This window comes from Armatimonadota bacterium (genome assembly GCA_023511795.1).
Classification (GTDB): domain Bacteria; phylum Armatimonadota; class UBA5829; order DTJY01; family DTJY01; genus JAIMAU01.
This window is the reverse complement of sequence record JAIMAU010000010.1, coordinates 58,639-71,573: the sequence shown is the minus strand read 5'-3', so window position 1 is coordinate 71,573 and position 12,935 is coordinate 58,639. Positions and strand designations below refer to the sequence as shown.

At 46.7% G+C, this 12,935-nt stretch carries 13 protein-coding genes; 7 read left to right on the top strand and 6 right to left on the bottom strand.

Going from position 1 to position 12,935, the window contains the following annotated elements; translation table 11 throughout:
• The first annotated feature begins 9 nt into the window (after positions 1 to 9).
• Entirely contained in the window at positions 10 to 1,263 is a 1,254-nt protein-coding gene (locus K6T99_09530; protein MCL6520064.1) for a divalent metal cation transporter, read from the top strand.
• Between the two features lie 74 nt (positions 1,264 to 1,337).
• On the opposite strand, the gene K6T99_09525 is transcribed toward K6T99_09530, so the two are convergent.
• The 5 genes from K6T99_09525 to K6T99_09505 are packed head-to-tail and all read right to left on the bottom strand — an operon-like array spanning position 1,338 to position 6,022.
• Positions 1,338 to 2,483, bottom strand: a complete 1,146-nt coding sequence (locus K6T99_09525; protein ID MCL6520063.1) for a trypsin-like peptidase domain-containing protein — start codon at positions 2,481 to 2,483, stop codon at positions 1,338 to 1,340.
• 22 nt (positions 2,484 to 2,505) lie between these two features.
• Positions 2,506 to 3,123 (bottom strand): uracil-DNA glycosylase, encoded by a 618-nt coding sequence (locus K6T99_09520; GenBank protein ID MCL6520062.1) that lies wholly within the window; start codon positions 3,121 to 3,123, stop codon positions 2,506 to 2,508.
• Positions 3,124 to 3,140: 17 nt separating this feature from the next.
• Positions 3,141 to 4,688, bottom strand: a complete 1,548-nt coding sequence (locus K6T99_09515) for a hypothetical protein (GenBank protein MCL6520061.1) — start codon at positions 4,686 to 4,688, stop codon at positions 3,141 to 3,143.
• 35 nt (positions 4,689 to 4,723) lie between these two features.
• Complete coding sequence (locus K6T99_09510) at positions 4,724 to 5,494, bottom strand: hypothetical protein (GenBank protein MCL6520060.1); 771 nt, start codon at positions 5,492 to 5,494, stop codon at positions 4,724 to 4,726.
• A 27-nt stretch (positions 5,495 to 5,521) separates the two neighbouring features.
• Positions 5,522 to 6,022: a hypothetical protein gene (locus K6T99_09505; protein ID MCL6520059.1), complete on the bottom strand. Its 501-nt coding sequence runs from the start codon at positions 6,020 to 6,022 to the stop codon at positions 5,522 to 5,524.
• Positions 6,023 to 6,113: 91 nt separating this feature from the next.
• On the opposite strand from K6T99_09505, the gene K6T99_09500 reads away from it, so the two are divergent.
• The 6 genes from K6T99_09500 (at position 6,114) to K6T99_09475 (ending at position 11,973) form a co-directional block, all read left to right on the top strand.
• A complete protein-coding gene (locus K6T99_09500) occupies positions 6,114 to 6,518 on the top strand; it encodes a universal stress protein (GenBank protein ID MCL6520058.1) in 405 nt (134 codons plus the stop codon).
• Positions 6,515 to 7,096 carry a nucleoside monophosphate kinase gene (locus tag K6T99_09495; protein MCL6520057.1) on the top strand — a complete coding sequence of 194 codons (582 nt, stop codon included), beginning with the start codon at positions 6,515 to 6,517 and terminating at the stop codon, positions 7,094 to 7,096. Before K6T99_09500 ends, K6T99_09495 begins: the two co-directional genes overlap by 4 nt.
• A gap of 72 nt (positions 7,097 to 7,168) precedes the next feature.
• Positions 7,169 to 8,827 carry a copper amine oxidase N-terminal domain-containing protein gene (locus K6T99_09490; protein ID MCL6520056.1) on the top strand — a complete coding sequence of 553 codons (1,659 nt, stop codon included), beginning with the start codon at positions 7,169 to 7,171 and terminating at the stop codon, positions 8,825 to 8,827.
• A 74-nt stretch (positions 8,828 to 8,901) separates the two neighbouring features.
• Positions 8,902 to 9,774, top strand: coding sequence for a YihY/virulence factor BrkB family protein (locus tag K6T99_09485; protein MCL6520055.1), 873 nt, complete (start codon positions 8,902 to 8,904; stop codon positions 9,772 to 9,774).
• A 7-nt stretch (positions 9,775 to 9,781) separates the two neighbouring features.
• Positions 9,782 to 10,852, top strand: a complete 1,071-nt coding sequence (locus tag K6T99_09480; GenBank protein ID MCL6520054.1) for an AI-2E family transporter — start codon at positions 9,782 to 9,784, stop codon at positions 10,850 to 10,852.
• 224 nt (positions 10,853 to 11,076) lie between these two features.
• On the top strand, positions 11,077 to 11,973 hold the full coding sequence (locus K6T99_09475; protein ID MCL6520053.1) for a copper amine oxidase N-terminal domain-containing protein: 897 nt from the start codon (positions 11,077 to 11,079) through the stop codon (positions 11,971 to 11,973).
• A gap of 56 nt (positions 11,974 to 12,029) precedes the next feature.
• Here K6T99_09475 and K6T99_09470 read toward each other — a convergent pair whose 3' ends face one another.
• Entirely contained in the window at positions 12,030 to 12,863 is an 834-nt protein-coding gene (locus K6T99_09470) for a radical SAM protein (protein ID MCL6520052.1), read from the bottom strand.
• Between the last annotated feature and the right edge of the window lie 72 nt (positions 12,864 to 12,935).

Genomic DNA, 12,935 nt, shown 5'->3' with positions numbered 1-12,935 from the left:
AGACGCCTGATGCGAAACAAACTGAGCAGGCATAGATTGGCTCCGATATTAGCGGCTATTGGCCCAGGCATCATTGCTGCTAACGCAGACAACGATGCGGGCGGCATTACAACCTACAGCCTGGCCGGGGCAAATTTTGGCTACAGCCTAATTTGGGTCCTTATCCTTATAACCTTCAGCCTAGGTGTTACTCAGGAAATGGGCGCCCGCATGGGCATGGTGACTGGAAAAGGCTTTGGCGGTCTAATACGCGAAAAATTCGGGGCGCGCTGGGCTGCCTTTGCCATATTTATTATGCTTCTCGCTAATATAGGAACTACCACTGCTGAATTTTCAGGCATTGCTAGCAGTCTCGAAATTTTCGGCATAAGCAAATATATCAGCATCCCGCTTTCGGTAATTGGCGTGTTCCTGCTTGTTGCGCGCTATGACTATCGGCGTGTGCAAAGGGTCTTTCTAATCATTAGCATGCTTTATCTTTCATACGTTGCATCAGGATTTCTTGCCCATCCTAACTGGAACGAGGCTCTCGTGAGCATAGTAAAGCCAGATATACAGTGGAATTTACCTTATCTAATAATGTTTGTTGGTGTAGTTGGAACTACAATTACACCTTGGGGCCAGTTTTTTATTCAATCTTACGTTGTAGACAAGCGTCTACGTGCCAAAGATCTTCCTTATGCAAGAGCCGATGTTTACGTCGGGGCATTCTTTACAGACTTCATAGCGTTTTTCATAATTGTTGCATGTGCGGCAAAGATCTACCCATTGGTAATGCAAGGCTTCCAAATTGAAGATGCTGCCGATGTCGCACTTGCGCTCCAACCACTCGCCGGGCGCTTTGCTTCCATTTTATTCGGCATAGGACTTCTGAATGCCTCGCTATTAGGTGCGGTAATTCTTCCGCTCACAAGCTCATATGCTACGGCAGAAACTTTTGGCTGGGAAGCAGGCCTCGACAAGACGCCACGCGAAGCTCCGATATTCTTTGGCCTTTTCCTTTTCTTTCTGCTCGTTCCAAGCCTAATCGTTTTGATTCCCGGGCTACCGCTGCTACATTTTATGTTCTATCCTCAGGTTTTAAATGGCATCCTTCTGCCAATAATACTCATATTCGTCCTTAAGATTACAAACGACCAATTCTTTATGGGGGAATACACCAACTCACGGGCGTTTAACATCATCGCACTTGTCACTACTATAGGACTAATCATCCTAACGATACTTCTTCTCGCAACCCCACTGATCCAAAGATACGCTTGACAAGCCGTTTAAATAGACCTCTCGTGAAAATGCTATTTCACGAGAGGTCTATTTAAGAAAAAAGCGCTTACCAACTACCTTACTGCAAGCTCACGAGGCATTTCAGCAAGCTCCACAGTCACTTGCTTGCGCCCACTGTCCCGAACTATCATAAGCTCTACCTTTTGGCCGACGCGCGCATTTCGGATAAAGTTCTCGATAACCGCAGACCCCGTTACCTTCCGGTCGCCTATCTGCACTATAATGTCATCTGGCTTTATACCTGCTTTGTCAGCAGGCCCTCCTTTAACAACGGCCGCCACAATAACACCCTCTGAGACAGGAAGGCCTAATGCTCGAGCTATCTCCGGTGTAATTTCCCCATAGCTTATTCCAATCCAAGGCACGATTATTCTCCCATACTTTTGAACATCGCTTATTGCTCTTTGCGCCACGTTTATTGGAATTGCGAAGCCCAGACCTCCTCCGCCTTCGCCGCTTACAAGGGCTGTGTTTATGCCCACAACTTCGCCGCTACTATTTAAAAGGGGGCCTCCACTGTTGCCAGGATTGATGGATGCATCTGTCTGGATTAGATCTCTAAGTGGAGCACCACCCCCAGGAATTACCCTATTAAGCGCGCTTATCACACCAACAGTCACCGTTCTCTCAAATCCCAACGGATTTCCAATAGCAATTGCTTGTTGTCCCACAAGAAGTTTGTCGGAATCACCTAGCTTTGCAACTTGAAGTTCTTTACGTGGAATCTTCAACAAAGCAATATCAATCCTTGGGTCAGCACCAAGCACTTTGGCGGTCACAGGCGCACCAACACCAAGAGAGACGTCTACCCTATCAGCGTTCTCAATTACATGTGCATTTGTAAGTATCAGGCCGTCTTCCCGAACTATCAACCCGGACCCTAGCCCAGCTCGCACAAGCGGAGCCCCAATTCTCGGTGATTGCATATTGAGGACGCTCACCACCGATGGCCCAACTGTTCGCGCCACTCTGATGACATTTCTCTCATCTGGGCCCAGTGCACTTAAATCTTGCTGGGACGTTGCTGGAGCAGAAGCCCCATCCGCTACTCTGTTGTTCTGGCTAGATGTGCTTGCCTGCCAAACCAGCGCACCCACTGCCATTCCCAGCAAGAAAATTACAATAATCACGATCGCCATGGATTTTTGCCTAAAACCCGTTTCCATATGCTCCGCTCCAATCACCCTTGTATTTTCCATCGGACACCCCTATCTAGTCTTCCTAGCCAACAAATTTTGAGCTTGCCATTTTAAAATCCGCTATCATCAAGCTCTCAATTCTCTCGCGGTCCTCTCCCCTTAGGCGGAGGACATAAGCTGGATGGTAGGTAGCAGTGGTTGGAATTGAAAATTTACTTTGGTACCAACGCCCCCTGCCATCTTCCATTTTAAAATTCCTTCCTATGAGCGCCTGGGCTGGAACAGCGCCAAGGCATACAATCACCTTAGGGGAAACAAATTGAACCTCGGCGCTCATCCAAAGATCGCAAGCTTTGATCTCCTCCACACGTGGAGGCCGATTTCGAAGGACATCGTCTACACGCATTGCTGGGCGGCATCGAACAATATTTGTGACCCAAATCTGCCCTCGGTCTAGGCCAGCCAAGGAAAGCACCTTATTGAGCTCCCGACCCGCTGCACCAACGAAGGGTTTCCCTTGTTCATCTTCATCACGCCCAGGGCCCTCCCCCACTATCATCATTCCGCTCGGCGATGGGCCTTCACCAAACACGACGTTCGTCCGGGTGTAGCACAAGTCACATCGGCAACATACAATCGCCTCAGCCCTAACTTCATTTATAGTGCGCCAGTTTTTCTCTCCAGGCATGGAAAGTACCATTCACCTTATAGCCGCCTTTATGTTGCCTCGACCCCAGCGGCCTGGCGGACCGCCAAAGGTGCTTCCTCCAATCGAATCTCTGGAAATCCATTCACTACATTGCAGTTAATCCAAATCATCTCGCAGCACGTATGCATTGCCGCTGGAGTGTCGAAAATCGTTCGACGCGACCAGGTGTCAGATTGAACATCGTAACCAATCTCGCCTGCCATAACCGGCGCTATTCCATGCTCTCCATTCGCTTGGGATGGAAGCGGTATATTCCCACTTCGGAAGTGCTCTGAAGGCTCGCGATCTCTAAGCCATTGAGGCATAAAGTTAGTGCTCGGCATGCTCATTTGGAAACCAGACAGGTTTACAACATTGCAGAAAAATTCCCTCAGCCTGAGCTCTGCAAGGCGGCTGTTTGCTCGTGCGCGAAGGAACAATCTTGTTTCATTAAGAGCCCCAAGAACCTGGCCAACGTCATCGGCATTGAATGTATATTCGCTAGCAAATGGCGAAGGCGCATAAGTTTCGGCTGGCGCCTGCCACCATTGGCTCTCAACGTAGTCGAAAATCTTAGCGGCGGTTTGGGCATATGTTTTAACCCTCGTTACTCTGAATGCCTCTATCAAAGCGCGAAGTGCTGAACAAGCATCTATGAGCGTATTTCCAACCATTTCGGACTTTTCTTGTGCCCGAACAAGGTTGTCGGCGAACTCTCTAAGCATCCAGAGTGCTCTTGCCCGAAGATCCTGCGCATCACTAGTGCATGCAAACCATATCAAAGCTTCTATGGCTACCGACTGGCCTAGAATCGGGTTTGAAGAGTTTTCCAATAAGCTATCTTTATTAGCATCAATAGCCTCGAATAGTTCGTTTGCCAAGTTAATGAACTTTCGGTTCATATCCGGCGACTTGTAGATAGCATTTGCTCCCTCACCTGTAGCCAGCATCGCCACATCACTGCAGGCCCAAAGCATGCATGCCTGATCTTCAAGGTTTGCGTTTGCATCGGTAATCTGAACACTCCCTGGCTGTGCTTGCGTCGCGAACAACCCACGATTATTTCTGAGGTTTTCGAAGGCAAAATCACACTGAAGCCGCGCTATAGTCGCCAAAAGAAGCCCGTTGATCCTCCATTCATTGCGAAAATCAGCTGGCAGAACCTCGGCTTCTTGCGGCACAGCAAACCACTTTGCACACTCACACTCTGCAATGACTGGCCATCCTTGCGCTTGAGGTACAAGGGTGCGGTCGAAGCTGTCTGGATCCCACCTCCAAGTCCCCAGGTCTCTCTCACTGAAGTCCCTCATTAGATGGGGGTCGCCACTTTTCCAGAATGCCTTTAACAGCTGGGGATTTTTTAGCGGTAGGTTGTCAGGCGTCACCCTTATCATATCAAAGATACTTTGGACATCGGACTCATTCAGCGGAATTCCCATGCCCGAACCTAAACATAATGCAATTGTATTAACAACGGAATACCAGGTAGCTTGTTCCCTGGCTGTATCCATATCAATGATACAACGGCCCTCAAGTTCGGCAGCTCGTTCCTGTTGTTCCAAATCTCGCTCTGTCATTTTTCTCCCTCCTTAGAAAAGTAATTTTCAATTTTTCACTTTTTAAATCTCGCGCCTAATATCAAATGGTTGTCGGCAGTCCCAGCAAATCTTTCAATATCATGCAGTAGCTCATATCTTAGAAAACCTACCAAACCATTTTGAAAATCAACACTAGTTTCGAGAGCATAGTCGGTAAAGTCATTACGATGCAGTATATTTCCCTGATGTTCACTTACATAATGTAACCAAACATGCCCATATATCCTATTCTTTTTCAGCGAACCAATTTCACGAGTTACTGATGTTGCTAGGTCCCATCGGTAATCAACTATTCTGCGGTTCAAATATTTCCCCACCGATATGTACCACATCGGCTCCGAAAGCTGTTGAAAACTTAGCCCATAGAGCTCGTATGCTTCATTTAGATTGTCAAAGCTATCAACATCGTGAAAAGATTGATGCTTTATGAAAGCGCGCCACCTCGCATTACCTCTTAGAGTAGTATACCCTGGCTCAATAGTATAGATTACACGGCGCGGCATGAACTCTGTACCTTTATTCTCAATCCAGGTAAAGATGTCTGCAAAGAAATAGTAACTGCCTTCCTTTGCCATCTTTTTTTGAAATGTTGCTCCTAAACTTCCAGCTGTGTCATATAAGCTGCTGCCCGATATTATTCCAAAAAAAGCGACTGCAGAGCTCATAGCACCATTTAGTACAAACGACGGCTCAGACCATTCAATCTGCGGACTAGTTGCTTCCAAAGACCCACTCATCGCAAAAATTGCACTTGAAAAACAAACTGCGATTAAGAATGTTCGCATCTGACAATCCCTGCTATTTAGATATTTTTAAGGTGGCGGTGCTAGATGACACTCCTCTACCCGAAATACAACTGCGCCGTGAATCGGGAAACCTGGAACGACATTCCTCATCTCTGCAACGAGCTGATAATCAGTCTCGTTTGATTCATACCGTGCCCTGCCTTCAAGCACGTATGCCTCATATCCACTCGCACGGTCACTTACCATAGCATAAGCCTTGCTCCATCCTTTGAGAGCCCTTTCTATGCCCGTCGCATTCGTGACAGGGAAAGCAATTGTATCCCCGCCAATGATTCGAGCGTAGTACATAGGAAACATGCGGACGCTATCATTGGCTCGGACAACCAAAGGAATGTAGTAGTCTTGCAGATTCAACTCAACTATGTTCTTAATCCTTTCAGTCAAGCGCATGTTTTTACTTAATCCCCCGGATTCCGCAACCATGAATGCCATTTTTTTGGTACCCAACTCCACGCCCTTCGAAAACCCACCAACAACGATAACTACAGGCGGAGAGCGAATGGACATCAACCACCCAAAAAGTTGCTTGTTTTATTTCAGGTCCTAACTGGCCATAAACAAAAATAGATGTTGCACTTTATAACCAGAGGAAATAACAATGCGGGTTCTAGTATGCACAGATGGCTCCGAGTTTTCTTATGAAGCAGCAAGACAATTTATTAAGCTTACGCACGGCACAAGGCATGATATCTTGGTTTTATACGTTATGCCGCTTCTAACTATTGGGCGGGATACAAGCTATCTTGAGATTCAAGAGGAACGCGAAGGTCGTGCAGCCCTTAATACTGTGAAAAATATTTTTGACGAGGTTGCCATTCCGATAAAAACTGAAATTAGGCAAGGGATTCCTACAGATACCATTGTCCAGGTAGCCCGCGAAGGAAATTTCGACCTGATTGTTATGGGCCATCGTGGGAAGGGAGGTTTTCGGGAGTTTTTGCTCGGCAGCGTGAGCAAGCACATCATCCAGAATGCGCCATGCTCGGTGCTGGTGGCAAGATGAAACTTTCAATAATTGGCCCGCCAGGCTCAGGCAAAACCACGCAAGCCGAGCTAATTAGCAAAAATTGTGGTCTGACTCATATCTATATGGGAAAGCTTCTCCGGATTGAAGCCCAGGGAGATTCACCGTTTGCAGATAGGATTCGACGCTATTTGGAAGCCGGTCTCCTAGTGCCACTAGACATAGTCCACTACATCTTGGAACGAGAAATCGAACACGTCAAGAATGGGTATATCCTCGATGGGTTTCCAAGGACTCTCGAGCAGGTACTAGATCTCGACGTTCTCTTACAGAAGAGAAAAGAACATTTGGATGCCGTTATCTACTTGGTTGTCAGCGATGAAGAGATAACAAGGCGGCTTATTGAGCGTGGTCGTAAGGATGACACGCCAGAGCTTATTCGACGACGCATTGAGGTTTTTCGCACGGAGATTCAACCGGTACTAAATTTTTATCAAATTGAGGGAATACTGGTGCCAGTCAATGGTATTGGCGACCCATTAGAAGTAGAACAGCGCATTTTCGATGAATTGGATGCGCGACACCGACTTCCATCCAGGTGCCGAAGAAAGAATTAATCTGAGCTCAAAAGAAGCGGAAATCAAAGGTCTATGCAGTCAATAAGGGATTGACATAAGGAGGTAGTTGCAATGGTGGCAAAAAGAATCTTGCTGCAAATTGTTTTATTTACTACATTAGCTATACTGTCTCCCAGCGCTGTGCAAAGTGTTCAGGTATATTTAGGAGACCAGCTTGTGAGCAATACCCAAATAGCACCGGTGATAGTCTCGGGAGAAACGCTTGTGCCAATCCGACCGCTTGTTGACATTCTAGGGGGAGACATAGCATGGGATTCTTATAATAAAATTCTAACCGTGACATCCGATAAGGGAAAGAGCACTCTCCGAATTGGACGGCGGGATGGTTTGGTACTGGGCAAGAAGGTGCTATTTGCCAGACCACCGATTTTGTTCGGTGGCTATGCTTTTGCCCCAATATTATTTTTCACAGATATGTTCCAAACTGCAGTGATATGGGACCCCGTTCAACAAAGGATTAGGCTCGAGCCTGTTTTCCCGGGGAGATATGCACCACCTCGAATATTATATCCCCCACCTGGAGTAGCTCAACCTCCGTCTGCCAAACCTCAACCTGGGATGCAAACCGTGCGAGGAACCGCCATTCGAGTTATACCATCTCCAGGCAACCCTAGAATAACTATAAGAACTCAAGGGCGCAATGTAACATTCACGGTTGCCCGCAATGCCGTCATTGTGCGTGGAGCACTCGGCCAGCGGGGCATAGAGGTAACGCTTGGGGAGATTAGACCAGGCGATCAAGTTGTACTTACCCTTGATGAAAGAAAAGTTGTTAGAAGCATTCGGGCAAAATATCAAGAAATTCGTGGAAGAGTACAATCAATCGGCACGTCTAGTATAATGCTCGATACCGGCAGAACGCTCGCCATTTCTGAAGATACACAAATTCTGCTACCTGAAGACATCACAGGCGAACTTTCAGACCTTCGCTTGGGAGATTTGATCATTGCGAGCATCATCCCAGGTAGCAATGAAGCGCTAGCAATTCGAGTTGTCTCCCAACCTGAACCACCAAATCCAAACAGCGAGGCAGCACTAAGTCTTAATACAACAGGACCACTTAAAGAAGGCGACACACTTGTGATTACTTTCCTAGCATACCCAGGAGGTACTGCGACTTATACGATTCCTGGGCTTGCAGAAAACGTACCCATGACCGAGACTTCTCCGGGCGTATATGCCGGCGAATATAATGTCAAACAAGGGGATGTACTCCAAGGAGCCAAAGTCACCGTTAGATTCATCGACCCGCAAGGCCGCTCATATAGCGTAACTTCGAGGCGCCCGATTAGCATTGTTACCTCTGGAGGCTACCTCCCGAGGATAACTTATCCTAGCCAAGGGCAGCAAGTCAGAAGTCCATTAGTGGTCGAGGGGTTTGCCCAACCCGGAGCGATAGTTAGGGTTACAGTCGGCTACTACCAAAACCTCTTAGGCAGTCTCCCTCTTCAAGGTATTACTGCCGTAGAAGACGTGGTTGCAGACGCTGATGGCCGCTTTAGAACCTCTCCATTGCCAATTACTGTGCCATGGGAAGGCGCCGAGGAAAATATACCTTTCGACAAAGGCTGGGATTATGGGCAACTATCAAGTTTTTACCGACTTCCAGAACATCCGCTAGTCTATACAATTACAGCCAGTGTGCTAAATGAGAAAGGCGAGGAAGCAGCGGCATACACTGTAACAGTTAGGAAACAACCAGGAAGATAGCTGTAAGAAGGTAAATCAACCCCATGGCCAGTAATATAGCCTAAAGGAATATTGCCAAAAGGGTAGAATTGGCAATGGCAACTGGAATGGAAAGCAGAATGGTCAAACTGCTTAAGCAGACACATGGCTTCGCCAAAGAGGTCATGGGCAAGTTCAGCAAAGATAGGGGATCATTATTCGCGGCAGCGATTGCCTTTTATGGGCTAATCTCGATTATACCGCTGCTCCTACTAGGAATTGCAGTTTTAGGTCATATCTTAGGTTCGGAATCAACAAGGCACCAGGTTATAACTTTTGTAAGGAATTTCATACCCGTCGGCCGCGAGGAACTAGAGCGAAATCTAGTTCTTCTTAGCAAACAATCAAGCATTCTTGGTGGCATAGGAGTTTTAGCCTTACTGTGGACAGGAAGTCAGGTGTTTGTCATCCTGCAACATGCGATTAACATAGCATTGGGCAGTGCAGAGCGCATCGGGTTTCTTCGCGCAAGGGCTACTGCTTTGGCTATGGTAATCATAATAGGTATTCTTTTTATACTTTCTGTGGGCATGTCCTCATTAGCAGACATCATCCGAGGATTTGGCATTAAGGTACTAGGGAAAGAGCTTGCGGATTTTCAACTTGTATGGAATGTGTTTCTTGGAATACTTGTTCCTTTTGTCATTTCGGTTATAGCATTTACTTTAATTTATAAATACCTTCCATTGGCAGATGTTGGCCTTCGCGGGCCAATATTAGGGGGATTAACAGCTGGTATCTTGTTTGAGATTGCCAAGCACGGTTTCCAGTGGTACGTCACAAACATTGCCAACTTCAATGCTGTTTACGGCACACTTGGAGGTGTTGTTATTCTAGTTTTGTGGATATACTATACATCTTTAATAGGGATCTTAGGAGCAGAAGTAGCTTCCGTATACGTAGAGCGAACTAAACAAAAAGAAGGATGATGCCCGAATGCTAAAATTACAAACCGAATACGCAAGATCCTGGACACCGCTAATTTTGATTGCAACAAGCATTGCCCTGCTCTATTTTTTTTGGAATGTTCTCGTCATTTTTGTTCTTGCTGCTTTGCTTGCCTTTGTCGTCGCCCCATTCGTTGGTCTGCTGGAAAAAAAACTCCCAAAAATCTTCGCAATCCTCACCGTCTATCTACTAATCGTCATTATTATCATCGTGCTTACAGGTCTGCTAGCCCCCGTTGTGAGCGACCAGTTTCAGCAATTTATTGACTCTATACCTCATTATCTCTCCAGAGCACGCGACATCTTAAACAATCTTCAAGAGCGATACTTTGCGCTTCCTGGACAATGGCGGAGATTGGTCGACAAAGGGCTCACCGAACTCCAAACAGCAGCAATTAAATTGACAAGCCTGACTCTGCCGGTTGTTTCGGCTTTGTTCGGCGGTTTCTTTGCCTTGATTTTTATTCCATTACTTACCTTTTTCATGCTACTAAACGCAAATGGATACAGACGAATGATTCTCGCCATTACGCCGCGACAACACCAGGAAAGCATTGATGACTTATTAACTTGTGCCGGACAAGCTTTTCGCAGCTTTCTCAAAGGCGAAATTTTTCTAATGCTTACTGTCGGCTTGATAACTGGAATTGGCCTCTACCTCGTAGGAATGCCATATCCGGCTGTCTTTGCCGTGGTGGCCGGGCTCTTGGAAATAGTGCCAACCTTCGGGCCTGTGTTGACAACCATTATCGTCGCTATTGTCGCAGTATTGATAAACCCAGTGCTCGCTTTAAAAGCCGCTGGTGTTACAATATTGGTGCAGGTCGTCGAGAATGTGCTTTTAGCCCCATTGGTAATGGCGAAAGCAGTCGGGTTGGAGCCAGTAACAGTCGCATTATCGGTTCTTATCGGCGGCAGTCTAGCTGGGATTGTAGGCGCCCTCGTAGCAATTCCTTTGGCGGTAATCATAAAAATAGTCCTCATTTATTTCTATGCCGATGAATCAAAGCTGGTTGCTGGCGACCGAGCAGTATGCAAGAAAACCAATCGGGTTAACTGAATAATACTTAAGCTTTTAATAAAAGCTGAAGCAAATGATCAAAGATTGTTCGAGTAAGCATCACATCCACGCCAGGCGTGACCTTCATTTGCAAATTTAAGAGCTCAGCACACAAAACCTGCTGCAACACTCCCTTTTAAAGTCTGCCCCTTATCTTGTTTCATCTTCTTTAAGGAAAGGAATATACAAAATTGGGAACAAATGTGAGGCGATAGAGGATGGCAATGAAAAAGTCAATAGTAATTGCCTCGATACTCATGCTACTTTTCACCGCGCCATTTGCTGCCAGCCCAGCTGGGTTGGTACAAAACACATTGCTAACGGGAAATACCGTAGCACTGACAGGATTCATGGTTCTGCCAACTATCACCGAACAATGCCGACCAATCAGGATTGTGTTTAGTGTCAAAAACAACACATCAACGCCAATTTCTTCTCAACGACCGTTCTCAGGCATGACATATACATCGCAAAAGACATTTGGAGATCTTGGCTACGAAGCCCAACCAGGTCGGTATATGGTCGGCGTTTCTTTAAACGGCGGAAATGACGGATATCCTTATAGATGGGGATTTCGCGGAACGCTTGAGCCTGGCGATTCAATCACCGTCACCGGTCTTTTAACGATAATCGACAAAGGCAGTCACACATTAACACCAGCCTTGTTGAAAGGCGGCAAACCAATTGGCAAACCACAGATTGCTCCCATAACAGTAAATGTCATAGGGTGTAAATCTCATACTGAAGCTATTGTGCCACGCCCAGGAAAACCTTTGCAACCGATTATTAACGGACAACCGCTTCCAGAACCGGTAATACCGTATATGATTGGAGATACTGTGCTTCTGCCAGCAAGACCAGTATTCGATGCGCTAGGGGCTAACATAGCATGGACACCCCGCTCGGTGATTTTCCGACAGCCTGGCGTCACACTGGAGATATTTGCGGGAACTCAGAGAGCACTACTGAATGGCGTGCCAATTTGCCTGCCAATTTCTTCTTATGTATACGGTGGGATAACCTACATTCCGCCGAGATATGTGGTACCGCTCTTTGGAGCAGGGGTACTTTGGGAACCATACCCAAGGACAATTCGCATTCTAGGGCCGGAGTATTGGTAGAAGCCAAGCTTAAACGTTGTTAGCCCAACTACCTCAGCTCCGAACGAATGTAAATATCATTCAGCAAAACGCCATAGACCCTCGGCACGAGCAATTCGAAGGGCTTCTCGGTATTCCTCAGAGGTTATTCTCCTTCCTATAGTGGGATGACCAATAGCTTTTGCCAACGGCCTGTACTGGTCCATGATATTTATATAGGTGTCGCGGCTTATCTCATTTGCAATAAAATGAAGCACATTCTGGGTATCTGCCATGTTATTCGGTAAAACGAGGTGTCTAACAATCAGCCCATGGAGTGCGATTCCCCGGTCATCAACCACCAAATCACCCACCTGGCGATGCATCTCCCTCAGTGCTTCTCGGTTTCGGTCCCAATAATCAGGCACACCTGAGAAGATGCGACCTTTTTCGTTGCTTCCATATTTTGCATCTGGCATGTATATATCAATAATGCCGTCAAGGATGGCTAGAAGCTTTACTGGTTCGTATCCGCCGCAGTTGTATACTAATGGGATGTCCAAACCCATCTCAGCTGCTATTTCCAACGCAGAAAGTATTTGCGGCACCTGATGCGTTGGAGTAACAAGGTTGATGTTATGGCAACCTTGGCGAGCTAAACTCAGCATTATTTCCGCAAGCTTCTCTATACTAACCTCGTGTCCAACGCCTCCCTGGCTTATTTCATAATTCTGGCAAAAAATGCAAAGTAAGTTGCAGTTTCCAAAGAAAATCGTGCCCGAGCCGTTATAACCTACAAGTGGTGGTTCCTCCCCAAAATGCGGCCCATAACTTGAAACAACCGGATTCTTTCCGGTTCGGCAAACGCCTATTTGACCTGCAAGGCGGTCGATTCCACAGCATCGCGGGCAGAGCTCGCATGCAGGTGTCATGAGCCTGTATGCGGCTTCAACTCGCTCATGCAGCTCACCAGTTCTTTGGAGTTCCTTGTAAGATGGTTCAAA

What these genes read in the sequence shown, in the direction of transcription:
- K6T99_09530 (MCL6520064.1), top strand. Translation starts at nt 10, where the DNA reads ATGCGAAACAAACTGAGCAGGCATAGATTGGCTCCGATATTAGCGGCT.
- K6T99_09525 (MCL6520063.1), bottom strand. Translation starts at nt 2,483, where the DNA reads ATGGAAAATACAAGGGTGATTGGAGCGGAGCATATGGAAACGGGTTTT.
- K6T99_09520 (MCL6520062.1), bottom strand. Translation starts at nt 3,123, where the DNA reads ATGGTACTTTCCATGCCTGGAGAGAAAAACTGGCGCACTATAAATGAA.
- K6T99_09515 (MCL6520061.1), bottom strand. Translation starts at nt 4,688, where the DNA reads ATGACAGAGCGAGATTTGGAACAACAGGAACGAGCTGCCGAACTTGAG.
- K6T99_09510 (MCL6520060.1), bottom strand. Translation starts at nt 5,494, where the DNA reads ATGCGAACATTCTTAATCGCAGTTTGTTTTTCAAGTGCAATTTTTGCG.
- K6T99_09505 (MCL6520059.1), bottom strand. Translation starts at nt 6,022, where the DNA reads ATGTCCATTCGCTCTCCGCCTGTAGTTATCGTTGTTGGTGGGTTTTCG.
- K6T99_09500 (MCL6520058.1), top strand. Translation starts at nt 6,114, where the DNA reads ATGCGGGTTCTAGTATGCACAGATGGCTCCGAGTTTTCTTATGAAGCA.
- K6T99_09495 (MCL6520057.1), top strand. Translation starts at nt 6,515, where the DNA reads ATGAAACTTTCAATAATTGGCCCGCCAGGCTCAGGCAAAACCACGCAA.
- K6T99_09490 (MCL6520056.1), top strand. Translation starts at nt 7,169, where the DNA reads ATGGTGGCAAAAAGAATCTTGCTGCAAATTGTTTTATTTACTACATTA.
- K6T99_09485 (MCL6520055.1), top strand. Translation starts at nt 8,902, where the DNA reads ATGGCAACTGGAATGGAAAGCAGAATGGTCAAACTGCTTAAGCAGACA.
- K6T99_09480 (MCL6520054.1), top strand. Translation starts at nt 9,782, where the DNA reads ATGCTAAAATTACAAACCGAATACGCAAGATCCTGGACACCGCTAATT.
- K6T99_09475 (MCL6520053.1), top strand. Translation starts at nt 11,077, where the DNA reads ATGAAAAAGTCAATAGTAATTGCCTCGATACTCATGCTACTTTTCACC.
- K6T99_09470 (MCL6520052.1), bottom strand. Translation starts at nt 12,863, where the DNA reads ATGACACCTGCATGCGAGCTCTGCCCGCGATGCTGTGGAATCGACCGC.